At 68.6% G+C, this 26,068-nt stretch carries 12 protein-coding genes; 6 read left to right on the top strand and 6 right to left on the bottom strand.

The window, feature by feature from the left end:
* Nucleotides 1-885: 885 nt before the first annotated feature.
* Entirely contained in the window at nt 886-1,575 is a 690-nt protein-coding gene (locus tag AC0NH5_RS29965) for a response regulator (protein WP_474410080.1), read from the top strand.
* Here AC0NH5_RS29965 and AC0NH5_RS29970 read toward each other — a convergent pair.
* Nucleotides 1,547-2,731 (bottom strand): monooxygenase, encoded by a 1,185-nt coding sequence (locus AC0NH5_RS29970; protein WP_474410082.1) that lies wholly within the window; start codon nt 2,729-2,731, stop codon nt 1,547-1,549. The genes AC0NH5_RS29965 and AC0NH5_RS29970 overlap by 29 nt on opposite strands.
* Before the next feature lie 197 nt (nt 2,732-2,928).
* Here AC0NH5_RS29970 and AC0NH5_RS29975 point away from each other — a divergent pair, with 197 nt between their 5' ends.
* Nucleotides 2,929-5,076 (top strand): MMPL family transporter, encoded by a 2,148-nt coding sequence (locus AC0NH5_RS29975; protein WP_474410083.1) that lies wholly within the window; start codon nt 2,929-2,931, stop codon nt 5,074-5,076.
* Nucleotides 5,077-5,187: 111 nt separating this feature from the next.
* Here AC0NH5_RS29975 and AC0NH5_RS29980 read toward each other — a convergent pair whose 3' ends face one another.
* From AC0NH5_RS29980 to AC0NH5_RS29995, 4 genes are all read right to left on the bottom strand, one after another.
* Nucleotides 5,188-6,642 carry a HAMP domain-containing sensor histidine kinase gene (locus tag AC0NH5_RS29980; RefSeq protein ID WP_474410085.1) on the bottom strand — a complete coding sequence of 485 codons (1,455 nt, stop codon included), beginning with the start codon at nt 6,640-6,642 and terminating at the stop codon, nt 5,188-5,190.
* The gene (locus AC0NH5_RS29985) at nt 6,639-7,322 is read right to left on the bottom strand and encodes a response regulator transcription factor (RefSeq protein ID WP_474410086.1); all 684 of its coding nucleotides are present in this window, start codon (nt 7,320-7,322) and stop codon (nt 6,639-6,641) included. Before AC0NH5_RS29985 ends, AC0NH5_RS29980 begins: the two co-directional genes overlap by 4 nt.
* Before the next feature lie 239 nt (nt 7,323-7,561).
* Complete coding sequence (locus tag AC0NH5_RS29990) at nt 7,562-8,956, bottom strand: non-reducing end alpha-L-arabinofuranosidase family hydrolase (protein ID WP_474410087.1); 1,395 nt, start codon at nt 8,954-8,956, stop codon at nt 7,562-7,564.
* Nucleotides 8,957-9,149: 193 nt separating this feature from the next.
* Entirely contained in the window at nt 9,150-10,457 is a 1,308-nt protein-coding gene (locus tag AC0NH5_RS29995; RefSeq protein ID WP_474410088.1) for a LacI family DNA-binding transcriptional regulator, read from the bottom strand.
* A 264-nt stretch (nt 10,458-10,721) separates the two neighbouring features.
* On the opposite strand from AC0NH5_RS29995, the gene AC0NH5_RS30000 reads away from it, so the two are divergent.
* Nucleotides 10,722-16,532, top strand: coding sequence for a ThuA domain-containing protein (locus tag AC0NH5_RS30000; protein WP_474410089.1), 5,811 nt, complete (start codon nt 10,722-10,724; stop codon nt 16,530-16,532).
* Between the two features lie 62 nt (nt 16,533-16,594).
* A complete protein-coding gene (locus AC0NH5_RS30005) occupies nt 16,595-17,134 on the top strand; it encodes a hypothetical protein (protein ID WP_474410090.1) in 540 nt (179 codons plus the stop codon).
* A gap of 321 nt (nt 17,135-17,455) precedes the next feature.
* Here the strand turns inward: AC0NH5_RS30005 and AC0NH5_RS30010 are convergent, their stop codons facing one another.
* Nucleotides 17,456-20,683 (bottom strand): GAF domain-containing protein, encoded by a 3,228-nt coding sequence (locus AC0NH5_RS30010; RefSeq protein WP_474410091.1) that lies wholly within the window; start codon nt 20,681-20,683, stop codon nt 17,456-17,458.
* Nucleotides 20,684-21,785: 1,102 nt separating this feature from the next.
* Between AC0NH5_RS30010 and AC0NH5_RS30015 the strand changes: the two genes are divergently transcribed.
* On the top strand, nt 21,786-22,130 hold the full coding sequence (locus tag AC0NH5_RS30015) for an STAS domain-containing protein (protein ID WP_474410092.1): 345 nt from the start codon (nt 21,786-21,788) through the stop codon (nt 22,128-22,130).
* Nucleotides 22,131-23,531: 1,401 nt separating this feature from the next.
* Nucleotides 23,532-25,949 (top strand): non-reducing end alpha-L-arabinofuranosidase family hydrolase, encoded by a 2,418-nt coding sequence (locus tag AC0NH5_RS30020; RefSeq protein WP_474410094.1) that lies wholly within the window; start codon nt 23,532-23,534, stop codon nt 25,947-25,949.
* Nucleotides 25,950-26,068: the final 119 nt, after the last annotated feature.

The following is a 26,068-nucleotide window of genomic DNA, read 5'->3' on the forward strand; positions in this document are numbered from 1 at the left end:
GGGCCGGCTCCGGCGGGAGCGAGTCTCGATGCTGTGTGGCCGTGCCGTCGTTGTCCTGAACATGTCGGGAGCGAAGCGCCGCGCACCTGTTGTGGTGGTGCGAGGTCCCAGGGCGGCACCTCCGTCGGCGGAAGATCGGCAGCAGGCGGTCACTGCCTTGACTGTCATGATCCACCAATGGTGGTCAGGTGGCCGGGGCCGCACTGCTGATGCTGTTCGGGGATCGGATCAGTCCGGCGGCGCTGCGGTAGGTGGTCATCGGTGAGCTGGTCAGGGCATGCGGCGGCGTACGGCTGAAACGGTCACGACGGGCCCCTGAACAGGGTGAATGTGGTTCGGGTTGGGCCACATCCGGTCCACTCCGCTTACCTAGGGGCGACCCCCAGACCCCACGGTGCGGGGGAGCCGGTCGCGCCGTCGTGGTGGTTGGGGCCTCCTCCGGTCCTCCGCCGCGCGTTTGGTCCGCATCTCCGCCGGTAGCTGCGGGGTCAAGGCGGCCGGTCGTGGTCGACGTCGTGCTTGAAGTGATCGGCGTGCGGCTCACTGTGGCCGTCCGACACGGGTATGTCTGGCTAGCCATTGATGGAAATCGCTTATCAGTCTGGGCGACGTGACTTCCCGGCCCAGATCACCGCACCCCAGTGGCGGTAGTGACGACAATCAACGGCCCGGGCCGCCCGACGACGGATCGGATGATGGCGCAACCGGCCCGCTGCCAACGATTCAGGGAGCGCCGCTCTAACAGTTGTCTCAGGATCGCTCGGTATGAAGTAGGCGACGCTGGTCTCAGCCTCGTCGGCATGGCCGGACGCGCTGCGCTTCACGGCGGCACGGTTCAGCGCCGGCCCCGCATCAGACGGCCGCGACCATGAAAGGCAGCCATTCATGATCTCTGTGCTCGTGGCGGACGCCCAGCCGCTGCAGCGCTTCGGCCTTCGCATGCTGCTGGAGAACACCCCCGACACCGAGATCGTCGGCGAGGCCGAGAACGGCGCCGAGGCCGTTCGGCGGATCACCGCGCTGCGTCCTGACGTGGTGCTGATGGACATCCGCATGCCGGGCGTCGACGGGATCGAGGCCACCCGGCGCATCGTCGCTGCCGGTGGACGTTCGCGGGTCCTGGTGTTGACGACGTTCGACTCGGACCGATATGCGTTCGCCGCGCTGCGGGCCGGGGCGAGCGGTTTCCTGCTCAAGGACATCCGCCCGGAGGAACTGCTCGCCGGCATCCGGGCCGTCGCCGCCGGGGACTCGGTGATCGCGCCGGCGCTGACTCGGAGGCTGCTCGACGCGTTCGCCGACCAGCTCGACGATGACCTCTGCAGGCCCGTCCGGGAGGATCCCCGGTTGGAATTCCTGACCGACCGCGAACGTGAGGTCCTCGTCGCCATCGGCCATGGCCTCACCAATGGCGAGATCGCGCAACGATTCACGCTGTCGGAGTCGACGGTGAAGACCCACGTCGGGCGGGTCCTCGCCAAGATCGGCGCACGGGACCGGATCCAGGCCGTCATCCTCGCCTACAACCTGAGACTCACCCGGCCGGTCAGGACTCGCGGGGGGAGACCGTCATGATGCCGATGCACATCTCGTCGCTGGTGCCGTCGCCCCACACAACGTAGCGGGGCGGCAGCTTCTTCAGCTGCGGCAGCAGTTTGCGCAGCCCCGCGTCGTGCGTACACGTCACCCGCAGCGTGTCCCCCGGACCGATCTCCACCGGCGACGGCAGCTTCATCAGCCGCTGGTTGTCGAAGTCGAACTGCGGCACGTCCAGTACGACCTTGGCGTTCGGCGTGCCCGGGTTGAGTTCGACCTTCATCGCCCGCCCGAGCATGTGCATGTGACCGAAACCGGCGAACAGCGTCGTCGGGTCCGTCACCTTGTGGTCGCAGGTCTGGGTGTCACCGGGCTTCGGCGCGCCGCCCTGGTTGCATTCCTCCACCTGACGGTCCGCCATTTCGCCGACATCCGGCCCGAACCGCTTCGTCACGTCCGTGATCGATGCCGCCCGGTCACAGAGCGGGCCCGACTCGTCGGCGGCGCAGGGCAGGTCGGTCGGCGCGTCGAGCGACCACGTTTCGAGTTCCCGGGTCTGGGGCGTGCCATCCGTCAGCCGCAGCCGCACCGCGGAGCGGTCCGACCCGGTCGGCTCGCCGTCGGTCGCGAGCAGGTTGTAGTGGATCTGGAGGATGATCAGGCTGCCCGGTTCCAGCTTGTGGCCGGCGTCCTGGTCGAGCAGCGTCTCCGTGGCACCCGGCGCCCAGGTGTCCACCCAAGCCGCGTCCTCCTCTTCGACCTGGGCGCCGGCCACGCCGGTTCCGCCGAAACACTGCCAGCCGAGACCAGGGGTTTTCGCGTCCTGCTCGCGCACCGCGGCAGCGCCGCCCGGCGGCACCGCGTACACGATGGCGTGATGCGCGATGGCGACGTTCTCCGGTGCGAATTGGGTCCCGGTCAGGAACGCGGTCCTGGTCAGGCCTGGATCGATCATCTGGCACCGGTACTCGTCCGAGCCGCCGCCCTCCGGCGGCGCGGGCGTGTAGGCCTCGGCCATCCTCAGGTTCAGGAACCGCTCGCCGACGCGCAGCGGCTGCGGTGGAGCCGACGACCCGCCCACGTGCACGCTGTGCGGGCCGGCGTCCGACCCGCAGGCGCCGACAGCAGCGAAGGCTGTCGCCAGCGTCATGGCGCCCGCCGCGAACTTCCACCGTGGACTGTCAGGTTTCCTCATAGCCCGAACGCTAGGACCGATGTCGTCTTGTCTCGTCGTACCGCGGTCTTCATCGTCGGGCAGGAGGCGATACCGCGGTACTACTCCCGGAGCGCCGTTCGACACCCACACCTGATCACCGGATTAACGGTCGTCTCAGATTCGCTCGGTACGAATTCGGCCTCAGACAAGTGATGCAACGCGTCAGGAGGCTATTGATGTCAGTCAACGCAGCGCCGCCCAGGGAAGCGCCGCCCGGTCGGTTGGCCGGCCGGTGGGTGCCGTGGCTGGTGATCGGTTTGTGGCTGGCGCTGGCGGCGGTCATGGTGCCGTTGAGCGGGAAGTTGAGCTCGGTCACCACCGACAGAGCCGTGGACACCCTGCCGGCCGGCGCCGAGTCCACCAAGGTGGCGGTGCTGGAGGACAGTCTCCCCGGCGGTGAGGACAACACGTTCGTCTTCGTGTACCACCGCGCCGGCGGCTTGACCGACGCCGACCGCGCGACGGTCGAGCGCCACTACAACGCGTTCGCCAAGCGGTACCCGCCGAAGGTTCCGGTGCCGGCCGGCGAGAACGACGAGGGCCCACCGACGAGACCCTCCACCGACGGCAAGGCGATGATGTTCACCCTCGATGTGAGTACGACCTTCGGCGCACCGGAGACCATCGTCGGTCCGTTGCGTGAGGCCGCGAAGGACCGCCCCGCCGGCCTGGACCTCGATGTGACCGGCCCCGCCGCGATCGACGGCGACATGGACGCCGTCTTCGACGGCATCGACCTACAGGTCTTCCTCACCACCGTCATCGTCGTCACGCTCCTGCTCATCCTCACCTACCGCAGCCCGGTGTTGTGGTTCATCCCGCTCGTGGCCGTGGGCGCGGCCGCACTGACTGCGATGGCGACCGTCTACCTGCTCGTCAAGGGCTTCGGCATCGTGGTCAACGACCAGAACTCGGCGCTGCTGACGATTCTGGTGTTCGGCGTCGGCACGGACTACGCGCTGTTGCTCATCGCTCGATATCGGGAAGCACTGCACCACCACGAGAACGTCCGGGTCGCGATGGTCCACGCGCTACGCGGCGCGGCGCCGGCCATCGTCGCGTCCGCGGCCACCGTGGTAGCCGGCCTGCTGTGCCTGCTCGTCGCGGACCTGAACAGCACCAGCGGGTTGGGCCCGATCGGGGCGGCCGGCATCCTGTGCGCGCTGGTGGCCATGTTGACGCTGTTCCCGGCGATGCTCGTGGTGCTCGGCAGGCGGATCTTCTGGCCGGCCATCCCGCGGTTCAGCACGGCCGTGCAGGAGAAGCCGGGGCTGTGGGGACGGCTCGGCACTGCCATCAGCCGCCGCCGGTGGGTGGCGACGCTCGGCTCACTCGGCGTCCTCGGCGTGCTCGCCATCGGGCTGGCGGGCAACACCGGCGCCCTGCGTGAGCAGGACCAGTTCCTGGACGCGCCGGAGTCGGTCACCGGCTTCACCGTTCTCCGCCAGCACTTCCCGGAGCTCGGCGGCCAGCCGATGACGATCTTCACGCGGCCGGCGTACCAGGAGCGGGTGCTCGACACCGTCAACGGCACTCCCGGCGTGGCAGTGGCCGTTCCGGGCCGGACCAGCGGTGGCTGGGCCGACATCTCCGTGTTCCCGACGGACGCGCCGGACACCGTCGCTGAGTACGACACCATCAAGCGGATGCGCACCGCCGTGCACGCGGTGAACGGGGCGGAGGCGATCGTCGGCGGGCCGAGTGCGGAGAACCTCGACACCGAGGTGACCACCAGCCGCGACGAGAAGCGGGTGATCCCGCTGGTGCTTGCCGTCGTCCTGATCGTCCTCGGGCTGCTGCTGCGCGCGATCGTGGCCCCGCTGATCCTGATGGCCACCGTGATCGTCTCGTTCGCCGCGGCCTTCGGCGGCAGCGTGTTCGTCTTCGACACGATCCTCGGGTTCAAGGGCGTCGACTACTCGGTGCCGCTGCTGGCATTCCTGTTCCTGGTGGCGCTCGGCGTCGACTACAACATCTTCCTGGCCAGCCGGGCCCGTGAGGAAACCGTGCGTCTCGGCACCAGAGACGGCATGCTCAAGGCCCTCTCCGCCACCGGTGGCGTCATCACTTCGGCAGGCCTGGTCCTGGCGGCCACGTTCGCGGTCCTCGCCACGCTTCCGCTGGTGATGCTGATCGAGGTCGGGTTCCTGGTCGCCTTCGGCGTGCTGCTCGACGCCCTGCTGGTGCGGTCGATCCTGGTGCCCGCCCTCACCCTGCTGATCGGCCGGCGGATCTGGTGGCCGAGCCGGTTGTCCCGACCGGTGGAACTGCCGGGCCGTCAACGGCCGCTCGTGGAGGATGAGGAGCCCGTGCTGCAACGGTGAGCGCGGCGGCGCGTACGAGATCCGGGACGGGGACCCAGACGCGTCCCGGATCTTTCTCATCGGCCCGAAGGCCGCCGCCCTTTGGTCCTGTGCCGTGCCGCCGGGGCTGGGTCAGCTCACCGCGGCGTCCTCCCCGGCGGTGAGCCGCGCACTCGGGGCGGAAGGGGCCGAGGCCGGAAGCTCGACCCGAAGCAGCGCGCCACCGCGTGTGGAGCGGGCGACGGTGGCCTGGCCGCCGTGGGCGTCGACGACCCGCCGCACGATCGACAGCCCCAGACCGGATCCCGGCAACGCCCGGGCGCTGTCGGCACGATAGAACCGGTCGAACACCCGCGGAACGTCCGCGTCGTCGATGCCCGGCCCGGCGTCGTCGACCTCGAGCACCGCCGACGCGCCCTCGGCACGGAGCCGGACCTGGACCGGCTGGTCCGCGGGGGACCACTTGCCGGCGTTGTCGATGAGGTTGAGCACCGCCCTTTGGAGCGCAGCGGGACGCCCTCTCACCCACACGGAGGTCACGTCGAGCGCGACCTCGATGTCGGGCACCCGGGAACGCGCCTGGATCGCGGCGGTCACCACCACATCGGCGAAGTCGAGCACCTCGGTGCTCTCGTCGCTGACGTCACCGCGCGCCAGGTCGGTCAGCTCGGCGGCAAGGGTGCTCAACTCGGCCACCTGGGCGCCGAGATCGTTGAGCAGCCGGGTTCGGCTCTCCGCCGGCAGTGCGCTGCCCAGGGTGCCGCGCCGATCGAGCCGGATCAGCAGCTCGACGTTGAGGCGCAGGCTGGTGAGGGGGGTCTTGAGCTCGTGGGCGGCGTCCTCGGCGAGCAGCCGCTGGGCCCGCCGGGAGTCCCGGAGCGCAGCCAGCATGTCGTTGATCGCCTGGATCAGCCGCCGGATCTCCCCACCGCCCTCATCCGGGATGTCGGCGTCGAGATCCCGGGTGTACGCGACACGGACCGCGGCGGCGGTCAGCCGGTCGATCGGTGCCAGCCCGGTCCGCGCCACGGTCCGTCCGACGAGGGCGCCGCCGACCACGCAGAACAGCCCGATCAGCAGCATGCCGAACCCGAACTGGTTGATCGGGCTGTCGTCGGCGACGCGGGCCACCTGGACCGCGCCGTCACCCGCCCGCAGCGTGTAGATGAGGTAGCCGTCCTCGTCGCTGTCGCCCGACTCCATCAGGTCGGCCGGCCCGCCCTGCGCGACGCGGCCGGCGCGCCCGCTGACCGGAGGCAGCGCGGGTTGGCCGGCCGGCGTCCGGGTCGAGCCGCCGGGCAGAATGACCCGCACCAGCTGACCGGATCCGGGATACGGCGGTAGCTCGACCTGCGCCAGACCGGCGCGCTCCGCGTTCGTCGCCAGGGCGCGGGAGTCGGCGCGTAGCTGATTCTCGGCGCTGTCCCGCAGTTCCCCGTCCAACAGCTCGCTGGCCACCTGGAAGGCCACGAACACGCTGACCGCGATGGCTGTCGCCGCGATCGCCGTCAGCCTGGTCCGCAGGGACTGCCGGCGCCACCAACGGGTCAGCCGGCGCGAGCCCCGGCCGGCGGCGCCCCGGCTCACGGAGGAGTCTCCCGCAACGTGTATCCCAGGCCGCGCAGCGTGTAGATCAATCGCGGCTCACCCTCGGCCTCCATCTTGCGGCGCAGGTAGCTCACGTATACCTGGAGGTTGTTGGCGGTGGCGCTCATGTCGAATCCCCAGATCGCCTCGAACAGTGCGTCGCGGGTCAACACCCGGGTCGCGTTGCGCACGAGGACCTGCAGCAGGGAGAACTCGGTCCGGGTCAGGCGCAGCGGCCGCCCGCCCCGCCACGCCTCGAACCTGTCGGGATCGAGCCGGACGTCGGCGAACGACAGAATCTGCGACTCCCCGTCGCCCGGCGTGCGCCGGCGCAGCAGGGCCCGCACCCGGGCCAGCAACTCCTCGGTGGCGAACGGCTTGGGCAGGTAGTCGTCGGCACCCGCGTCCAGCCCCGCGACGCGGTCGGAGACCTGGTCACGGGCGGTCAACATCAGCACCGGCAGATCCCGGCCCGCGGCCCGCAACCGCCGGCAGGTCTCCAACCCGCCGAGGCGGGGCATCATCACGTCGAGGATCAGCAGATCCAGCGTGTCACCGCCGGCCCCACCGACCCCGTCGAGCACAGCCAGACCGTTGGCGACGCTGCTGGTGTCATAACCCTCGACCTGAAGCACCCGCTCCAGCGACTCTCGGATGGCCGCCTCGTCATCCGCGATCATGATCCGCACGCCGGCCCGCCCCCCTTCCAGTCGGTACTTTGCCGGTTACTCTTCCCGATCAATCTGAGGCCAGGCTTAGAACCGTCGCCGCTGTACGTACTGGTGAGTCAGGTCTTGTGTGCGTTCCCCGGGCGGGTTCGGCCTCGCACCCGGCCCGCCCGGGTCATGCTGCACCTGATCATCATCGTTGCGAAGCCACTGCGCCTTTGCCGCGAGTCTCAAGCACCCGGGTCCCGCCGCTACCGCTGCAGGGTGAGCAGGCCCGGCCGCCACGGCAGGAAGTTGTAATCACCGCCGGCGTTCGGGTCTTTGCCCTGATAGAGCAGCTGTAGGTTGCACGGGTCGATCGTCTTGGTCTGGTCAGAGTTGCTGCGGACCAGGTCACCATGGCTGATGTCGTTGGTCCAGGCGGCGCCGCTGTTGGCTTTACCGGCGAACGGGTTGCTCTCGGTCGCGGCCTGCGGAGTCCACGTGCCGTTCAGGCTGGTCGCCGTGAACGAGCGGAAGTAGCGGCCCCGGCTGCCGATCGCCTCGACCAGCATCAGGTACTGGTTCTGGCCCTGCACCTTGTAGACCTCGACGCCCTCGAACAGGTTCTCCCGGGTGTCGGTCATGATCGTGGTGTACGAGGCGCCGAAGCTGCCGGGGAAGTTGCCGATCGGCATGCCGGCCCGGTAGATGTTGCCGTTGTCGCCGGCGAAGAACAGGTACATGTTCTGGGTGTCACCGATCAGCGTCTGGTCGATCACGCCGTAGGGAGCGTCCGGGAGGGTCCCGGTGAACAGCGTCTGCGGTGCGGACCAGCCGTTGGCGTTGGTCGGGTCGGTGGACGTCTTGTAGCTGAACGAGGTCGGTCCCCACTGGTAGGCCAGGATCCAGATGTTCTTCGGGGCGAAGTAGAGCAGCGTGGGTGCCACGGTGCCCTGGCTCATCGCGTTCTGGCCGGCCGTCGCCATGTCGGACCAGTTCGTGAACGGGGTGAAGTTCATCGAGCCGTAGTTGCCTGACGAGTCGACGGTCGATCCGTAGACCAGGTGCTTGCCGTTGTGGACGACGTTGGTGAAGTCCTTCAGCGACACCCAGCCCGGCCTCGGGCTCGCCAACGGGCCGGTGGATGTCCAGCGGTACGTCGAGGGCAGGGTGCACGTGACCGGTGGCGAGCTCGGCGGCGTGGATGGCGAGGACGGCGGGGTCGATGGTGTCGAGGTCACCGGCGCGCCGGTGCAGGCCACCCCGTTGAGCGCGAAGCCGTACGGGTTCGGGTTGCTGCCGTTCCAGCTGCCGTTGAAGCCGAAGGACACCGAGGCGTTGGTGCCGATCGAGCCGTTGTGGCTCACGTTCCTGGCGGTCACCGCGGCACCGCTCTGGGTCAACATGGTGTTCCACGCCTGCGTCACGCTCTGCCCGGCGGGCCACGACCAGGTGAGCGTCCAACTGCTCAGCGGGTCGCCGAGGTTGGTGATCGACACGTTGGCGCCGAAACCGCCCTGCCACTGTGACGACACGGCATATTGCACTGAGCATCCCGCTGCCGCCGCACCGGCCGGCAAGACCGCAACAACAGCCGCCGATGCCAGCGTGGCGACGCCGGCGACCGTAACGAAGCTGATCTTGGCAGATCTGGACCTGGACATGTTCGTCTCCTGAGGGGGATGACCGCTCACACATGCGCGGGGGAGCCCCCTATGTGGTCAGCGACAGAGCCGCGTCAGGCGACCAAGATCGCCAAGATTCTGAACGTCGGGGGTGAGCGGAGTGGGGGTTCGAGGGACAGGCATATCGACGATCAACAATCCCAGAACCGATCCCTCTTCGCAAGGAAACGTTTCAGCCCGTGGTCGGCGGGGCGGTGCTGTCACGCACTATCAGGGTGGTCTCGACCTCGGCCCGGGCTTGCCGGAGCGGCTCGCCGGCGGCGAGCGCCAGCACCAGGCCGGCGGCCTTCGCACCCATCTCGGCGAACGGCTGCCGCACGGTGGTCAGCGCCGGGCCGCACCACTGGGCGTACGCGATGTCGTCGAAACCGATGACGCTGAGCTCATCGGGAATGCGGAGGCCCGCCTGCCGGGCCGCCTCGTAGACACCGAACGCCTGTAGATCGTTACCGCACACCACTGCGGTGGGCCGGTCGGCCAGCCTCAGCAGCTCGCGTCCGTGGTTCAGGCCGTCCTCGAACGAGAACGACAGACCGGAGCGCAGCAACCGGGGGTCCAACGGCCGGCCGGCGGCATCCAGCGCGCTCCGGGCTCCCTCCAGCCGAGCTTTCGAAGCCAGGCGCTCGGTCGGCCCGGTGATCACCGCTATCCGCCGGTGGCCGAGGTCCAGGAGGTGCCGGGCGGCGTCGATCCCGCCGCTCCAATTGGTCGCCACGACCGACGGGACGCCCGGCATCGGCTGGTCCGACGGGTCGAGGGCGACCAGCGGGATGGCGCCTGCACGCAACAGGAACTGCTGAGCCGGCGTGAAGCCCAGGTGGACCGTGATCACTCCGGTCGGGCGGCGGCCCAGCAGGTTCTCTGCCCACGGGTGACCGGCGGAGATCTGATGCATCACATTGAGGAAGCTCACGCCCAGCTTGTGCGCCGCGGCGACCTGCTCGACACCGTGCATCACCTCGATGGCCAGATCGTTCTGCATGCCGAAGAAGACGACCTCGACGCTCGGGGTCCGCGGCACCGTCTCCGGTCGCCGGTAACCGTGCTCACGCAGCAAGGCCTCGACGTGCTGCCGGGTCTCCGGCGCTACCCCCGCACGCCCGTTCAGCACCTTGGACACGGTGGGCGCGGACACTCCCGCGAACTGCGCGATCTTGGCAACGGTGAGTTCACCTCGGCGGCGGCCCCGCCGTGGATTGCTCGCCACCCACGCCGCCACCTCCGCCATGCCGGCTTCGCTCGTCGAGGCATCCGCTCCGGCGGCACGGGTTCGACGTTCAGCGACCTGGGCGAGCAGACGGGCGCGAACCTCCGCCGCCTCCCGGTCGGCCGCCGGCCCGGCCGCGACCGTCTCCACGAGGTAGCGCCGCTTCTTCGAGACGGGGTCGAGGCCGTCGTACACCCGGACCCGCAAGGATCCGCTCGGGAGTCGCTCGATCTCACCGCGGGCGCGGCGCCTGGCTCCGGGCGGAATCGACATGGAGCAATATTATCGGCCTTGGCTCCACGAGCAATGGCTCCACGGCTCCATGGGCAGACATGCTGCCTGGTCGTCGATCGGACCGGCTTCGATTTCGCTCCGAACGATCGAATCGGACGCACGGGGCTAACCGGAGCGTTATGAAACCGTTACATTCCGAAGCCTTGCTGGGTGCGGAGCGAGCCACCCTAATTTGTACAGAGAATCAACAAATATCGATGCGCGGGCCAGGACGCAGCGGTCCCACCAGGACAAGGAGAACATGTGTCCCGTCCCCGTCGAGGTGACTCAAGGCGCCGTCTGCGCACCTCAACCCTGCTCGCGCTGACCCTTCTGGCGACCGTCCTGACCGGCACGCCGGCCGCCCAGGCGGCCCCTGCCGGCCCCCGGCCGGCGGCGGCTGCAGTCACCGCCGACGCGGAGCCGTACTCCGTGCTGGTCTTCTCCAAGACCGCCGGTTTTCGGCACGACTCCATCCCGGCCGGGACGGCCGCCATCCGGCAACTCGGAGCCGACAACGGCTTCACCGTCGACGCCACGGAGGACGGTGCGGCCTTCACCGACGCCAATCTGGCCAGATACCGTGCGGTGATCTGGCTCTCCACCACGGGGGACGTCCTCGACCCCACCCAGCAGGCAGCCTTCGAGCGCTACATCCAGGCCGGTGGGGGGTACGTCGGCATCCACGCCGCCTCCGACACCGAGTACAGCTGGCCCTGGTACGGCGAGCTGGTCGGCGCCTACTTCGCCAGCCACCCCGCCAATCAGCAGGCCACCGTGAAGGTGGAGGACCAGGTCCACCCGTCCACGGCCGAGTTGCCGGAGCGTTGGTCGCGCTTCGACGAGTGGTACAACTTCCGGTCCAACCCGCGATCCGACGTGCATGTGCTGGCCGGCCTTGACGAAACCACCTACACCGCGGGTGCCGGCGCGATGGGCCACGACCACCCGACCGCGTGGTGCCAGGACTACGACGGCGGGCGGGCCTGGTACACCGGCGGCGGCCACACCCAGGAGTCGTACGCCGAGCCGCAGTTTCTCGCCCACCTGCTCGGCGGCATCCAGACCGCCGCCGGGGCGCTGGACGCCGACTGCGGCGCCTCGCTGACCGAGAGCTTCGAGAAAGTCACCCTGGACGGCAACACCAGCAACCCGATGGAGCTGGACATCGCCGCGGACGGCCGGGTGTTCTACGTGGAGCGTGACGGCCGGGTGCGGATCATCAAACCCGACACCGGCAGTACGGTCACCGCCGTCGACCTGGACGTCTTCACCGGCAACGAGGACGGTCTGATCGGCATCCGGCTCGACCCCGGCTTCGCCGACAACGGCTGGGTCTATCTCTACTACGCCCGCAACGACGGGGTACCCCGCAACCTGCTGTCCCGGTTCACCGTCACCGGCGACACCATCGACGTGGCCAGCGAAAAGGTCGTGCTGCAGGTCGACACTCAGCGCAACACCTGCTGCCATGCCGGCGGCAGCATGACCTTCGACAGCGCCGGCAACCTCTACCTCGCCACCGGCGACAACACGAACCCGTTCGAGTCGGACGCGTTCACCCCGATCGACGAGCGGACCGGCCGGTCGGACTACGACGCGCAGCGCACCGCCGGCAACACCAACGACCTGCGCGGCAAGGTGCTGCGGATCCACCCGGAGGACGACGGGTCGTACACCGTCCCGGCCGGGAACCTCTTCGCGGCGGGCACCGCGAAGACCCGTCCGGAGATCTACGCGATGGGCCTCCGCAACCCGTTCCGGATCGGGATCGACCCGGCCACCGACACCCTCTACGTTGCCGACTACGGCCCGGACGCCGGCTCGACGAACCCGAACCGGGGCCCGGAGGGCACGGTGGAGTGGAACATCGTTTCCGCGCCCGGCAACTTCGGCTGGCCGTACTGCATCGGGGCGAACTACGCGTACAACGACTATCAGTTCCCGTCCGGCCCGAGCGGGGCGAAGTTCAACTGCGCGGCGCCGGTGAACAATTCGCCCAACAACACGGGTCTCACCACGCTGCCGCCGGCGGTCAGCGCCACCGTCGACTACGACTACAGCGGCAACCCGCTCTTCCCGGAGATCGGCGGCGGTGGCGCCCCGATGGGTGGCCCCGTCTACCGCTACGACGCCGAGCTCGACTCCGTCCGCAAGTGGCCGGCCTACTACGACGGCAAGGCGCTGCTCGGCGAGTGGAACCAGTCGAAGATGTACGCGATGCAGGTCACCGCCGACGGCCGGTCACTGGTCGACATCAACCAGTTGCTGACCGGGATGAGCTTCATCCGTCCGATGGAGTTCGAGTTCGGCCCGGACGGCGCGATGTACCTGATCGAATGGGGTACCGGCTTCGGTGGCAACAACGACGACTCCGGGATCTACCGGATCGATTACATCGCCGGTGACCGGGCGCCGATCGCGCAGGCCGGTGCCACGCCGACCTCCGGGCCGGTGCCGCTGACCGTGCGATTCTCGAGTGCGGGTTCCCGCGATCCGGACGGCGGTGTGCTGACCTACGCCTGGACGTTCGGGGACGGCTCGACCTCGACCGAGGCCAACCCCACCCACGTCTACACCACGGCGGGCGACTACACCGCTCAGCTCACCGTCACCAACCCCAAGGGGCGCAGCGCGGTGGCGAACGTACCGGTGACGGTCGGCAACACCGCCCCGACGGTGGCCATCGACTTCCCGCCGGACGGTGGCTTCTTCGACTGGGGCGACCAGATCCGGTACACGATCACGGTGACCGACCCGGAGGACGGCGAGATCGACTGTGACCGGGTGCGGTTGCAGGTCCTGCTCGGCCACGACGAGCACGCTCACCCGCTGGAGCAGCACACCGGCTGCACCGGCACCGTGCAGACCTCACTGGCCTCCGGGCACGGCGCGGAGGCGAACGTCTTCGCCGTCTTCGAGGCGACCTACACCGACGACGGCGGGAGCGGTGGGGCCGGCTCTCTCACCGGGCGGGCGATCGAACGGTTGCAGCCCAAGCGCAAGCAGGCCGAGTACTACACCGCCACTGGCAGGGTGCCCGGGAGCGCCGGCGGCGGTGACGCGGGCGTGACGCGGGAAACCACCAACGACCCGGCCGGCGGTGGTCAGAACGTCGCCTTCATCGAGGACGGCGACTGGTGGTCGCTGGACCCGGCCAGCCTCACCGGCATCGAGTCGATCCGTTTCCGGGTCGCCTCCGCGAACAGCGGCGGCCGGATCGAGGTCCGCGCCGACGCGCCCGATGGTCCGCTGGTCGCCTCGGTCGATGTGCCCGGCACCGGCGACTGGCAGACCTGGGCCGACGTGACCGCACCGGTGACCGGCACCAACGCGGGCAAACTGTATTTCGTGGCCCGTGATCCGGCCGGCGGGACAGCGTCGCTGTTCAACGTCAACTGGATGGACTTCCTCGGCCGGGGAGTGACCGAGAACGCGCCGCCACAGGTTCGCGCCGTCGCCACTCCGGCCGCCGGCACCGCGCCGGTCACCGTGGAGTTCGACGGTACGGCCACCGACGCCGAGGGTGACACGCCGCTGACGTTTGCCTGGGACTTCGGCGACGGCGGCACAGCGACCACCCTGGATGCCAGGCACAGCTACACCGTGCCGGGCAACTTCACCGCCACCCTGACGGTGACCGACAGCCGGGGAGCGAAGTCGTACGCGAACGTCCCGGTCCGGATCGACGCGCCGAACACATCCTGCTTCGGGGCGCGCTCGGACGACTTCCTCGGCACCGCGCTGGACCGCGCCCGCTGGACGGTGATCCGGGAGAACCAGCTCTCCTCGGTCGCCGACGGAGGGCTCCGGCTGCCCACCTCCGCGGGTGACCTGTACGGCACCCGCAACGACGCGACCAACCTGGTCCTGCAGCCCGTGCCCAGCGGGGCCTGGCAGGCCACCACGATGCTCACCGTTCCGGTCACCGCCGACTACCAGCAGGCCGGACTGCTGGTGTACGGCGACGACGACAACTACGCCAAGCTGGACCTGCTCTACGGCGGTGGCCGCCGGGTGGAGTTCATCCGGGAGACGGCCGCCACCCCCCGCAACGACTCGGCCGACAGCACCGCCGCACCCGCCGGTGACACCGTCCACCTCCGGCTGACCAGCGACGGGACGAACCTGACCGCGGCGGTCTCCGCCGACGGGCAGACCTTCAGCCCGGTCGGCCGGCCGGCCGCGCTGGCCGGGATCGAGAACCCGCGGATCGGTGTCTTCGCCCTCAACGGCGGCACCACCGCCCCGGTGGTGGACGCCGTCTTCGACTGGTTCCAGTTCGCGCCGGACGCCCCCGCGGAACCGATCGACCCGTCGGACGAGTTCACCGGCGACTCCCTCGACAAGTGCCGGTGGGACGCGGTGGTCCGGGAGGACCCGGCGACCTACCGGGTCACCGGCGGAGCGCTGCGGATCGACGTGCCGAACGGCGACATCTACACCGCGAACAACACCGGGCCGACGAACTTCATCCTGCAGAACGCCCCGGAGGGGGACTGGACCCTCCAGACGAAGGTCGACGGCAGCCTGCTGACCGAGCAGTATCAGCAGGCCGGGCTCCTGGTCTACGCAGACGACGACAACTACCTCAAGCTCGACTTCGTCGTGGACAACGCGGCCGGTGCGCCGGTCAGCCGGCGGATCGAGTTCCGCAGCGAGATCGACGCGGTGGTGCAGGATCCGCAGTCTCAGGCGAGCGGGCTGACCTCGGCGGTGTGGCATCTGCGGCTGGCCCGCGCCGGTGCCACGTACACCGCCTCGTACTCGGCCGACGGAACAGAGTGGACGACACTGGATGCACTGACCAGCACCGCCGTCGGGGCGATCCCGAAGGTGGGGCTGTTCACCCTCGGCGCCAACCAGACCGCCTCGAAGACCGCGTCGTTCGACTACTTCCGGATCGGTGCCGAGACCGTCGACAGCACCGCGCCGGTGACCAGCGCCGAGGTCTCCGGCCCCGCGGCCGAAGGCTGGTACACCAGCGACGTGACGGTCACCCTGACCGCGGCCGACGAGGCCGACGGCAGCGGGGTGGAGAGCACCGAGTACCAGATCGGCGAGGCCACCGGCTGGGCCGGTTACACCGCCCCGGTGACGCTCACCTCGGACGGTACGCACGTGGTGCGGTTCCGCTCGACGGACTCCGCCGGCAACGTGGAGGCGACGAAGTCCGTCACTGTCAAGATCGACCGGACAGCTCCCATCAGCTCGGCGCAGTTCGCTCCGGCGAACGACAACGGCTGGCACGATGGCGCCATTCCGGTGGTCCTGATCTCCAACGACGCCGGTTCCGGGGTGGACGTCCTGCAATGGTCCCTGGACGGCGGCCCCTGGACGCCGTACACCCAGCCGGTCGAGGTGCGCGGGGATGGGCGGCACGAGCTGCTCTACCGGGCCACCGACACCGCGGGAAATGCCGAGACGCTGAAGTCAGCGATCGTGAACATCGACGGCACGAAGCCGACGCTGCTGGTCTCCGGCCTGGCCGACGGCCAGCTCTACGGCGACAGCCAGGATGTCCGAACGTCGTGGCAGGCGGTCGACCCGACCTCCGGCATCGAGACGACGGCCGGCACCCTGGACGGGAAGCCGTACTCCAGCGGCACTCTCCAGGCGCTGTACGAGCTGTCGCTCGGCCTGCACGAGCTGACCGTGACGGCGACCGACAAGGCGGGCAACCACACCACCTCGACGGTCCGGTTCTTCGTCACCACCTCGTTCCGGGACATGCAGAACCTGCTGGACCGGTTCAAGGCGACCGGGCGGCTCTCCGCCAAGGCCCACCGGCAGTTGTCCACCAAGCTGGACGCGGTCCGCGCCTCGGAGGCGGCCGGCAACGACAAGCGGGCGGTGCAGCAGTTGACCGCCTTCAAGACGCTCGTCAACGACGCCGCTCTGGTCACCGACACCGACGTCCGGGACAGCTTGATCCGGGACGCCGACGCAATGATCGTGCGGCTCGGCGGCACGGCCGGTAAAGCGGGGGTACGGGCGAACGCCGGCAAACCGGTCACCGGCACCGGCCGGCTCGCCGGGGACCCCACCCGGATCTCCCCGGACGGCCCGCTCTGATGGCAGCGACCCCGTCCCGGCCACCTTGTCAGGACGGGGCCGCCGAGGAAGGAAGCAGCCCGATGCGTCGTACCAGCGGAGCAGTCGCCGTCCTGGCCGGCCTGTTGCTGGCGATCCTGCCGGCGCCCGGCCCGGCGCCGGCGCACAACGGAAAGCTGAAGCTGGAGGTGGCCGGCGACGGTGCCACCGGCGTCACCGTGCAGGCCCGCCACGCCGACGGGCACCTGCTGGACGAACTGGTCCGTCTGGTGCTCACCGCCAGTGCAGCGGGCGGACGGACCGTCGGACCGCTCCAACTGGAACCCGCCGGCGAGGGTCAGGGCTTCTACGCCACCGGCCCGATCCTGGCCCCCGGAAGCTGGCAGGTGACGGTTCGGGCGCCGGCGCCGTACACCAGCAAGGTGACCGTCGACGTACAGGCCGCCGTCGCCCAGTCGGCACCGGCGCAGGCCGCGCCGGTGCCGGCGGCGAAGCGGGAAGGGCCGGCTCAGGCCGAGTCCTCGTGGCGGTGGTGGTCGGTCGGGCTCGGCCTCCTCGCCGCCCTGGCGATCGTCGCGATGGTGGTGCCGACGGTGCGCCGCCGGCGCAAGGCTCAGATCTGATCGGCCGGGCCGGACCCCAGCGCCCTCAACCTTGACGTCTCCGTCCTGATGTGGGTTTCGGGCCCGAGCCCTCGGCCGCGGGTTCGAGTCCCGCCCGCCCCACCAGCAGCGCGTGACCTTGGGAAACGTGAAACTGAATGAGCGGTACGCGAACCGCCTTCGAGTATGTGCCGGAAACGGGGCAAACCTGCGAGACCCGATGTAGGAGCCGGACTCGTGGCCGAGTACCCCAGGGGCGCCGCGGTCGGCCGGATCAGCCACGCCTTTGGGGCAGGGCAGAGATGGTGTGGGCGGTCCCGGGGCGGTTCAGCGGCGTGGAGTTCAGTTGCGGACTGTGGCTGTGGTGGGTAGTCGGATGGTGATGGTGGTGCCGGGCTGGTTGTGGGTGGCGGTGATGGCGCCGTGGTGGGCTTCGACGATGGCGCGGGTGATGACCAGGCCGAGTCCGGTGCCGGCGATGGCCGTGTGGCGGGCGTTGCTGGCGCGAAAGAAGATCCGGAACAGGTGGGTTCGCTCTTCTGGGGGGATGCCGATGCCGGTGTCACTGACGCTGAGCACGACGGTGCCTGCGTCAGCTGTCACAGCGATGGTGGCGGTGCCGCCGTCGGGGCTGTATTTGACGGCGTTGGACAGCAGGTTGTCGACGACTTGGCGCAGCCGTTGGGGGTCTGCGTCGATGATCGCCTGCTCGGGTAGATCGACGTTGAGGGTGACGTGGTTGGCCTCGGCGGCCGGGGCGATGGCGCCGAGGCTGTCGCGTATCAGGGCGGTGATGTCGGTAGGGCGCAGGTGCATGGTGGTGTGTCCGCTGTCGAGGGCGGCGAGGTCGAGCAGGGCATCGACGATGCCGGCCAGCGAGGTGGTGTTGCGGTCCACGACGTCGAGCATCAGCCGTACGTCGGGGTCGAGTTCCTCGTCGGTGAGCAGCAGTTGGATGCAGGAGCCGATCGAGGTCAGCGGGGTGCGCATCTCGTGACCGACCAAGGCGATGAAGTCGTCGCGGGTGCGGTCCAGCTGGGTGGTGAGCCCGTCAGTGTGCCGGCGGGAGACGAACCGGCCGATGTGCCCGGCCACCGCGCGAAGGCCGCTGATGATCTCAGCCTGGTCGTACTCACGGTGGTCGGCGATACAGGTCAGCACGCCGATCAGCGTGCTCTCCTGCAGGGGCACGGCCACTGCGGTGTGCAGTCCTGCCTGGGCGCAGGCATCGGCGAGCACTGGTGGGACGGCTAGGCGGGAGTTCGTTGTGTCGGCCAGGTCCGGCACCCACAAGGGCTGCCCGGTAGCCCAGACGGTGCCCGTCACCCCGTGTCCGTTGACCACCGGGGCGTTCAACAGATGCTCGATACGCACGTCCGGGGAGAGCCACCGTCCGGCGGCGCGCAGGGTGTCGGTCACCGCGTCGTGCAGCCACAGCTCGGCATATGGCCAGCGCAGCGTCTCTGCCACCATCCGGGCGATACCGGGGCCGACCTGAACGACATCGTGCGCGCCGCTCAGCGCGATGGCGACCTGCAGCTCGCAGGCTCGGAATCTCTCCGCGCGCCGCTGTGCGGTGATGTCGTGCAGCGCCACCACCGCGCCGGCGAGGGTGCCGTCGGGGTCGGTCATCGGTTCGGCGTTGGCGCTGAAGGTGAGCTCCGGCCGGTCACCGGTCTTGACGATCACCTCGGTGTCGCGGACCGGCATTCCTCGCAAGGCCTGCGCGAGCGGTGTTTGCGACAGTGGCAGCGGTGTGCCGTCGGGCTGGAACAAGCTGTGCCCCAACGCGGCGAGGCCGACCGGGGCGTCGTCATCGGGCAGGCCGTATGCGTGCCGCAGTGCACGGTTGAACAGCACGATCTGGCCATCGGCGTCGCAGGCTGCCACCGCGGTGTGCAGGCTGTCAAGTACGGCGTGCAGGAACCCTGAGCGCCTGGTGGAGATCCGGTCAGCGTCGGCGCGATCGGTGCCGTCGAGCACAACCATCGCCCAGCGCATTTCACTGCGGGTGGGTAGCGCGGTGACCAGGACTTCGACGGGGAACGTGTGACCGGCGTGGTGGCGGGCCACTATCAGTTGCCGCCACGGCGCCCCCACCAGGCCGGTAGCGGTACCGCGACCGACGTCGGCGCGGATGCGGGCCCATTCACCTAGCGGCAGAATCAGTTGCTCCACCGGTCGGCCGATGACGTCGTCCGCAGGCCACCCGAACATCTGCGCCGCGGCGGTGTTGTACTCCGATACCCGGCCGTCGGCGTCCAGGGTGATCAATGGCTCGCCCAGTGCGTCGAGCACGGTCACTGCGTCGACGTGGTGATCGGTCAGCAGATCACCTTCGGGCAGCGGGCCGAGCATCTCGGCCAGGTGCAGCATTGCGGTGAGGTCATCGTCGGTCCAGCGTCGGGCGTGGGTGTCGATCGCGGCGACCGCCCCGAGGGGCCGGCCGCGCCGGTCGTGTAGCGGCACGCCGAGATATGCGCGCACCTGGGAGCGCACGACCGCGTCAAAGCGGGCGTACTCCGAATGTGTCGACGTATCGTCGATGATCAGGGGGCTGTCGGCCCTGACGACCAGTGAACACAACGATCCGGTCAGGGGCAGCTCCCGCGACAATGTCAACTCGTGCGGTGCGCCGGACAGACCCACGCAGTGAATGCTCTCATCGCGTACCAGCGTCACCACGCCCATCGCTGCGTCCACCGCCCGCGCCGCCAGATCTGCTGCCGCATCCGCCGATACCGTCGCCCCGGGCAACGCCGACTCCGCCCGCCGCACCGCCGCCAGCCGGGTTACATCCGACAGCACACCATCACTAACCACCCGATCGGTGGTGGGTGCTGTGGGGGGAAGGGAATGAGTCTCAGGCGCCGTGTCGGCGACGATAAGGCGCGCGACGTCGCTCAGGCGGCGGCCGTGCCGCCGGGCGCGGTCGCGGATGATGGCGTACGCCTGGTCGATGCTGATGCTGTGGGCCTGCGCGACAATGCCCGTGGCCTGCTCGACGACGATCCGGCTGTCCAGTGCTTGCTGCAAATGGCCAGCCAGCTTCTCACTGCGGCGCAAGGCGCTTCGCTGCAGCAGCGCCCCCGTGGCCAGTTCCGCCAGCGCCTGCACTACTGCCACATCAGCATCGCAGAGGCGCTCGCCCTCAGCGGTGCCGAAGATGACCAACCCTCCGATGACCTGATCGCGCTGCCGCAAGGGGAATGCGTGCACTGATCGGAAACCTGCGGCGGCGGCTTGTGTCGCAAAGTGCGGCCATCGGGTGGTCGCCTGCCCCATGTTGACGTTGACGACCGGTCGGCCAGTGCGGAACGCATCCAAACAGGGGCCTTCGTGCTGCTGTAACCGCAGTAGTTCAGCCACCGTGACGTCGTCTGAACCAGCGACGAAGCCGAACTCGCCTCGCTGGCCAGCCACCAACACGCCCGAGGCTGCCGCCGTGGTCAGGCCGGTCACCCGGTCGGCCAGCATGCGCAGGTAAACGTTCAGATCGAACCCGTCGGCCGGCGTGTCAGCGATCTCAACGAAAGCCGTAGCCAGCCGGTCCCGGGAAACAGTGATCATCGCTGCCTTCTGATCCTACTTGTGATCAGGAATATTCTGGGCAATTCGGTGTATAAACTACTCCCTTTTCGGGTCACCGGCCGACAGCCACCGCCACCGTGTGCGATGCATCCACGGTCCGCGGTGAGCCCGAAACGTTCGAGAGCAGTCGAACCTCAGGTGCCCGGTTCGACATCCGGAGTGAATCGCAACCGGCAGTCGGGGATGTCCTGATACACGTCATCCAGGGCATGGTTCATTGGCGTAGGCATCCGCGGAACCCGAGCAGCTTCTCATGGCTGGTGGTACGCACCTGTACGCGGCTATCAAGCGACGCCCAAGACCCGGGAGAGCGGTACGGCCATTCCGGGCCCGAACGCGCCCCGGCCCGTGCAGCCAGCTTGCCGTTGCGGCCCGCGGCGCGCCGAGCAGCCGCCGTCATTCGGCCGCCGGTGGCCCCTCGCCCTGTGCCTGTCCGCCACCGCGGTGTTGGAGCAGCGGCTGCGGCGGATCTGCGCCCATCGGCTGCCGTGTTGGCCACCAGGTCCGAGGCACGTACAGCAATGACGAACCGATGCGGCACCGATCTAGCAAGCTGCACCGCGATGAGGTCGACCTCCCTCTGACGGGGGACCCGGGTGAAAGTCATACCTGGCGAACAGCAACCGCTGCGTCTAGCCTCAGGGCAGTGGTGACGCTTCGGCCTGTTGCCATCCGCTGCCCTAGACCCCGGTAGCCACCGTCGACATGGTGCATCCTGGGGAGCAGCCTTGACCATTCAGCCTTGTTCCGCCCACGCGCAGCTCCGCGCCATCGCCGCGCGCCGGCGGCAGCGGCGACACGCAGCCGATCCCCGGTACGCGATCTCGGCACCGCCGTGGCCGCTGTACCGGGAAGCCGGCCGACGGGCACCGGCGGCCGCGGCCCTACCGAGCACGCATACGCCAGGCAGCGCTCATGGGCGCGCGGCGACTACAGCGCCCCCGCAGGTGCGAGTAGATGGGCCGGGGCCAGCTGGCGACCCCTTCCTCCCGCCAGACAGCGGCTTACGGGTGGCCGTCGTGGCGAGCTCGTCCGGCAAACTCGCCTCGGCTCGGCTCGCCATCAATGGGAGACCGACGGCATGAGCGATCATGGTGACAACGAGGTGGCACGGCTCCACACGATCGTTCAGTCCACCACCGGCCTTTGCACCATAGCCCTGGCCGGGGACCTCGACCAGCTCGCCAGCCCGGCCGTCACTCACGTGCTGGCCACCACACCCAACAGTGCCAGACGCGTACATGTTGATCTGGCCCAGGTCAATTTCTGCGACCTCGCCGGTCTACGGACGCTGCTGCACGCCCAGCGCAACGCCGCCGAGCGCGGTGTCGCGCTGATCGTGCGCAACCCGCCATCTCATCTGGTCTGGCTGCTGCAGACCACCGGCACAGAAGACCAACTGCTCGCTGGCATTCGTCAATGGTGACCTCCCCGTCAGCGACGCTACTGTTCCCGCCCGAGGCCCTCAGCCGCCATCGTCGGTCACGGCCGAGGCCGAATCCCCGAGCCCGCCGGCGCTAGCGCACGAGCCTGGCCCGCACGGACACCGCTGACGAACGTGACCGCCAGACTGACCACTGGGAGCTACTCAATCAGGAACGAGACCGGCTCCCGGACGAACGTTCCTCCGAGTTCGCCGACCCGAGCGGTGGAAGAGGTCCGCGAAGGCCTTGCCAGCATCCGAGGACATGATCTCCACCAGCGAGAGGACCGCAACTAAGACGGCGGAGGATCGGCATCAGGTGGTCACCGCCTTGGCCTTCATGATCCGAGAGTGGTCGGGTGGAACCGGCGCCGCAACGCCGATGTTGTTGACGGAACGGACCAGTCTGGCGGTGCTGCGGCGGGTGACCGCGCTGAGCTGGTCAGGACATGCGGCGGCGTACGGCAGGAAGGGTCACTAGGCGGATCTGCTTGGCGGGCAGCATCGCCGGCGGGTCGGGCAGCTGCGGTGGGGCGTCTGGCTCTGCTGGCGTCACGGGTCCGTAGGGCTCGGCGGCTGATTCGGGCAGGCGGGCCCGGTGGGGACTACGGCGGCTTCGCCGAGGTTGTGCCAGCGATCGGCGACTTGAATCGCGTTCGGAGCGCCGGTGCGGGCGCCGTTCGGCGTAGGCGCCGGCCCGGTCTCAGCAGATGTTCTCAGCGCTTCGTGCGACAGAGCCGAATCACGTGAGCGTCAGACCGCTACAGGCGGAAACTTCGTGAGCGTTAACATCCTTGACACCTGCGTGCTCTACCCGGCCTGCCTGTGCGACACGCTGCTTCGCCTCGCCGAATCCTCCACATGCCGGCCGCTCTGACCGGCCGACGTCTCCGCCGAACTGCGTCGCAGCCTCATCGAGCGTGGGCTGCCACCGGATCACCGGGCACTCGACGAGCAGCTGTTGTGTTCATGCCCGGGGTAACTGCGAGTACCGGGCCGAACCGAGCGGTCCTCCCGTCCGCTGTGGTCCGTTCTTGCGCCACCATCGTAAGTACCGATAAAAAGCCGAAACTCTCGCTTGAGATTCCCGCAATCTTCTGCAAGCCTGAATCCATCGAAGGATGTCATCGTTAACATCGGCTCGATCCGCCCGCGTCGGTCACAAACCATCCCCAAGTCCATCGTTGACGGCGCCGTCTCGGCGCACGCCGAACGGCCGTGTGCCAGGGCTGTCTACGTCGGCAACGATCAACCCCCAATCGCCGGAGGTGCGCCTCGATCAACTGGAGAAACCGAGCATCTCTAGCCGCCGCCCCCGTCCGCCATGGCGGCTGATCCGCTCACCGTCAGCTCGGTTTGCCTGTCCTGCAATGGCTCATCCATCCCCATCGTTGGAGGATCAACATGGTCTCCCGGAACCGTCCCCCCGGGCGTCGACTTCGAACACCATCGATTTTTGGTATCGCCGCAGCCGCCGCGGCACTCACCGTGTCCCTGCTTCCCAATCTCGCGTATGCGGCCGAGTCCACCCTGGGCGCGGCCGCGGCCCAGTCGGGCCGGTACTTCGGCGCAGCCGTCGCCGCGAACAAGCTCAGCGACAACGCGTACACCACGATCTTGAATCGGGAATTCAACAGCGTTACTCCCGAGAACGAGATGAAGATCGACGCGACCGAGCCGCAGCAGAACAACTTCACGTTCGGCAATGCGGACCGGATCGTGAACCACGCCATTTCCCGGGGCTGGCGGGTCCGGGGCCATACCCTGGCCTGGCACTCCCAGCAGCCAGGCTGGATGCAGGGTATGGAGGGCACCGCACTACGCAACGCGATGCTCAATCACGTGACGCGGGTGGCCACCTACTACCGTGGCAAGATCGACTCGTGGGATGTGGTGAACGAGGCCTTCGAGGACGGTAACAGCGGCGCCCGCCGCAACTCGAACCTGCAGCGCACCGGCAACGACTGGATCGAGGCCGCGTTCCGGGCCGCCCGCACCGCCGACCCGGGCGCCAAGCTCTGCTACAACGACTACAACACCGACAACTGGACCTGGGCCAAGACGCAAGCCGTGTACAACATGGTGCGCGACTTCAAGCAGCGTGGCGTACCGATCGACTGCGTCGGATTCCAGTCGCACTTCAACGCGCAGTCGGCATACAACAGCAACTACCGCACCACGCTGTCCAGCTTCGCCGCGCTCGGCGTGGACGTGCAGATCACCGAGCTGGACATCGAGGGCTCCGGCACAACACAGGCCAACACCTACCGCAACGTGGTCAACGACTGCCTGGCCGTGGCTCGCTGCACCGGCATCACCGTATGGGGCGTGCGGGACTGCGACTCGTGGCGGTCCAGCGGCACTCCGCTGCTCTTCGAGTGCAACGGCAACAAGAAGTCCGCCTACACAGCCACCCTGGACGCGCTGAACAGCGCCGGCCCCACCACCCCGCCGACGCCTCCGACTACTCCGCCCACCGGTTCACCCGGCTCCGCCGGTGAGATCGTCGGCGCCCAGTCGGGCCGGTGCATCGACGTACCCAACGCCGCACGCGACAACGGCACCCGGGTGCAGCTGTACGACTGCAACAGGCAGCCCAACCAGTCCTGGACATACACCTCGAACAAGCAACTTCAGGTGTACGGCGACAGATGTCTGGACGCAGCCGGTTCCGGCAACGGCGCGGCTGTGCAGATCTACAGCTGCCACAGTCAGACCAACCAGCAGTGGAACCTCAACTCCAACGGCACGATCAGCAGCGTGCAGTCCGGACGATGCCTCGACGTCTGGAGCACCGCCAACGGAGTACAGGTTCAGTTGTACGACTGTCACACCGGCGCGAACCAGCAATTCCGGCACAACGCCACCGGCGGTCCCACCACTCCGCCGCCGACGACCACGCCGCCGCCGACCAACTGCGCTCTTCCGTCGTCGTACCGCTGGTCCTCGTCGGGTGCGCTGGCGCAACCGCGCTCCGGATGGGTGTCGCTGAAGGACTTCACCCACGCGCCGTACAACGGCCAGCAGCTGGTCTACGCGACGACGCACGACACCGGAACGACGTGGGGCTCGATGAACTTCGGGCTGTTCTCGAACTGGAACCAGATGGGTTCGGCCACCCAGAACCAGATGCCGTTCGCCGCCGTCGCGCCGTCGTTGTTCTACTTCGCCCCCAAGAACGTCTGGGTCCTGGCCTACCAGTGGGGCGGGCCGGCGTTCTCGTACCGGACGTCAACCGATCCGACCAACGTGAACAGTTGGTCGTCGGCGCAGACGCTGTTCACCGGCAGCATCTCCGACTCCGGCACGGGCCCGATCGACCAGGCGCTCATCGGCGACAGCCAGAACATGTACCTGTTCTTCGCCGGGGACAACGGCCGGATCTACCGGGCCAGCATGCCGATCGGCAACTTCCCGGGCAACTTCGGCTCGAACTACACGACGATCATGACCGACACCACCAACAACCTGTTCGAGGGCGTGCAGGTCTACAAGCTCGAGGGCGAGAACCGGTACCTCATGCTCGTCGAGTCGATCGGCTCGCAGGGTCGCTACTTCCGTTCGTACACGGCTACCAGTCTGGGCGGTACGTGGACGCCGCAGGCCACGTCCGAGAGCAACCCGTTCGCAGGCAAGGCCAACAGCGGTGCGACCTGGACCAACGACATCAGCCACGGTGAGTTGATCCGGACCAACGCCGACCAGACCATGACCGTGAACGCCTGCAACTTGCAGTTGCTGTACCAGGGACGGTCTCCGAACTCGGGCGGTGACTACGGCCTCCTGCCCTACCGGCCGGGTCTGCTGACGCTGCAACGCTGACCACCGGACAACGCCGAGCGGACGGGCTCGGCACCGAGCGAGCCCGTCCGCTCCTTGCCCACCTCACCACCGAGAGGTAGCGACAGTGCGAGGACACAGACACCACCCATCGCTTGCGA

This window comes from Actinoplanes sp. 13 (genome assembly GCF_056134165.1).

What these genes read in the sequence shown, in the direction of transcription:
- AC0NH5_RS30020 (WP_474410094.1), top strand. Translation starts at nt 23,532, where the DNA reads ATGGTCTCCCGGAACCGTCCCCCCGGGCGTCGACTTCGAACACCATCG.
- AC0NH5_RS29970 (WP_474410082.1), bottom strand. Translation starts at nt 2,731, where the DNA reads ATGAGGAAACCTGACAGTCCACGGTGGAAGTTCGCGGCGGGCGCCATG.
- AC0NH5_RS30005 (WP_474410090.1), top strand. Translation starts at nt 16,595, where the DNA reads ATGCGTCGTACCAGCGGAGCAGTCGCCGTCCTGGCCGGCCTGTTGCTG.
- AC0NH5_RS29990 (WP_474410087.1), bottom strand. Translation starts at nt 8,956, where the DNA reads ATGTCCAGGTCCAGATCTGCCAAGATCAGCTTCGTTACGGTCGCCGGC.
- AC0NH5_RS29995 (WP_474410088.1), bottom strand. Translation starts at nt 10,457, where the DNA reads ATGTCGATTCCGCCCGGAGCCAGGCGCCGCGCCCGCGGTGAGATCGAG.
- AC0NH5_RS29965 (WP_474410080.1), top strand. Translation starts at nt 886, where the DNA reads ATGATCTCTGTGCTCGTGGCGGACGCCCAGCCGCTGCAGCGCTTCGGC.
- AC0NH5_RS30015 (WP_474410092.1), top strand. Translation starts at nt 21,786, where the DNA reads ATGAGCGATCATGGTGACAACGAGGTGGCACGGCTCCACACGATCGTT.
- AC0NH5_RS29985 (WP_474410086.1), bottom strand. Translation starts at nt 7,322, where the DNA reads ATGATCGCGGATGACGAGGCGGCCATCCGAGAGTCGCTGGAGCGGGTG.
- AC0NH5_RS29975 (WP_474410083.1), top strand. Translation starts at nt 2,929, where the DNA reads ATGTCAGTCAACGCAGCGCCGCCCAGGGAAGCGCCGCCCGGTCGGTTG.
- AC0NH5_RS30010 (WP_474410091.1), bottom strand. Translation starts at nt 20,683, where the DNA reads ATGATCACTGTTTCCCGGGACCGGCTGGCTACGGCTTTCGTTGAGATC.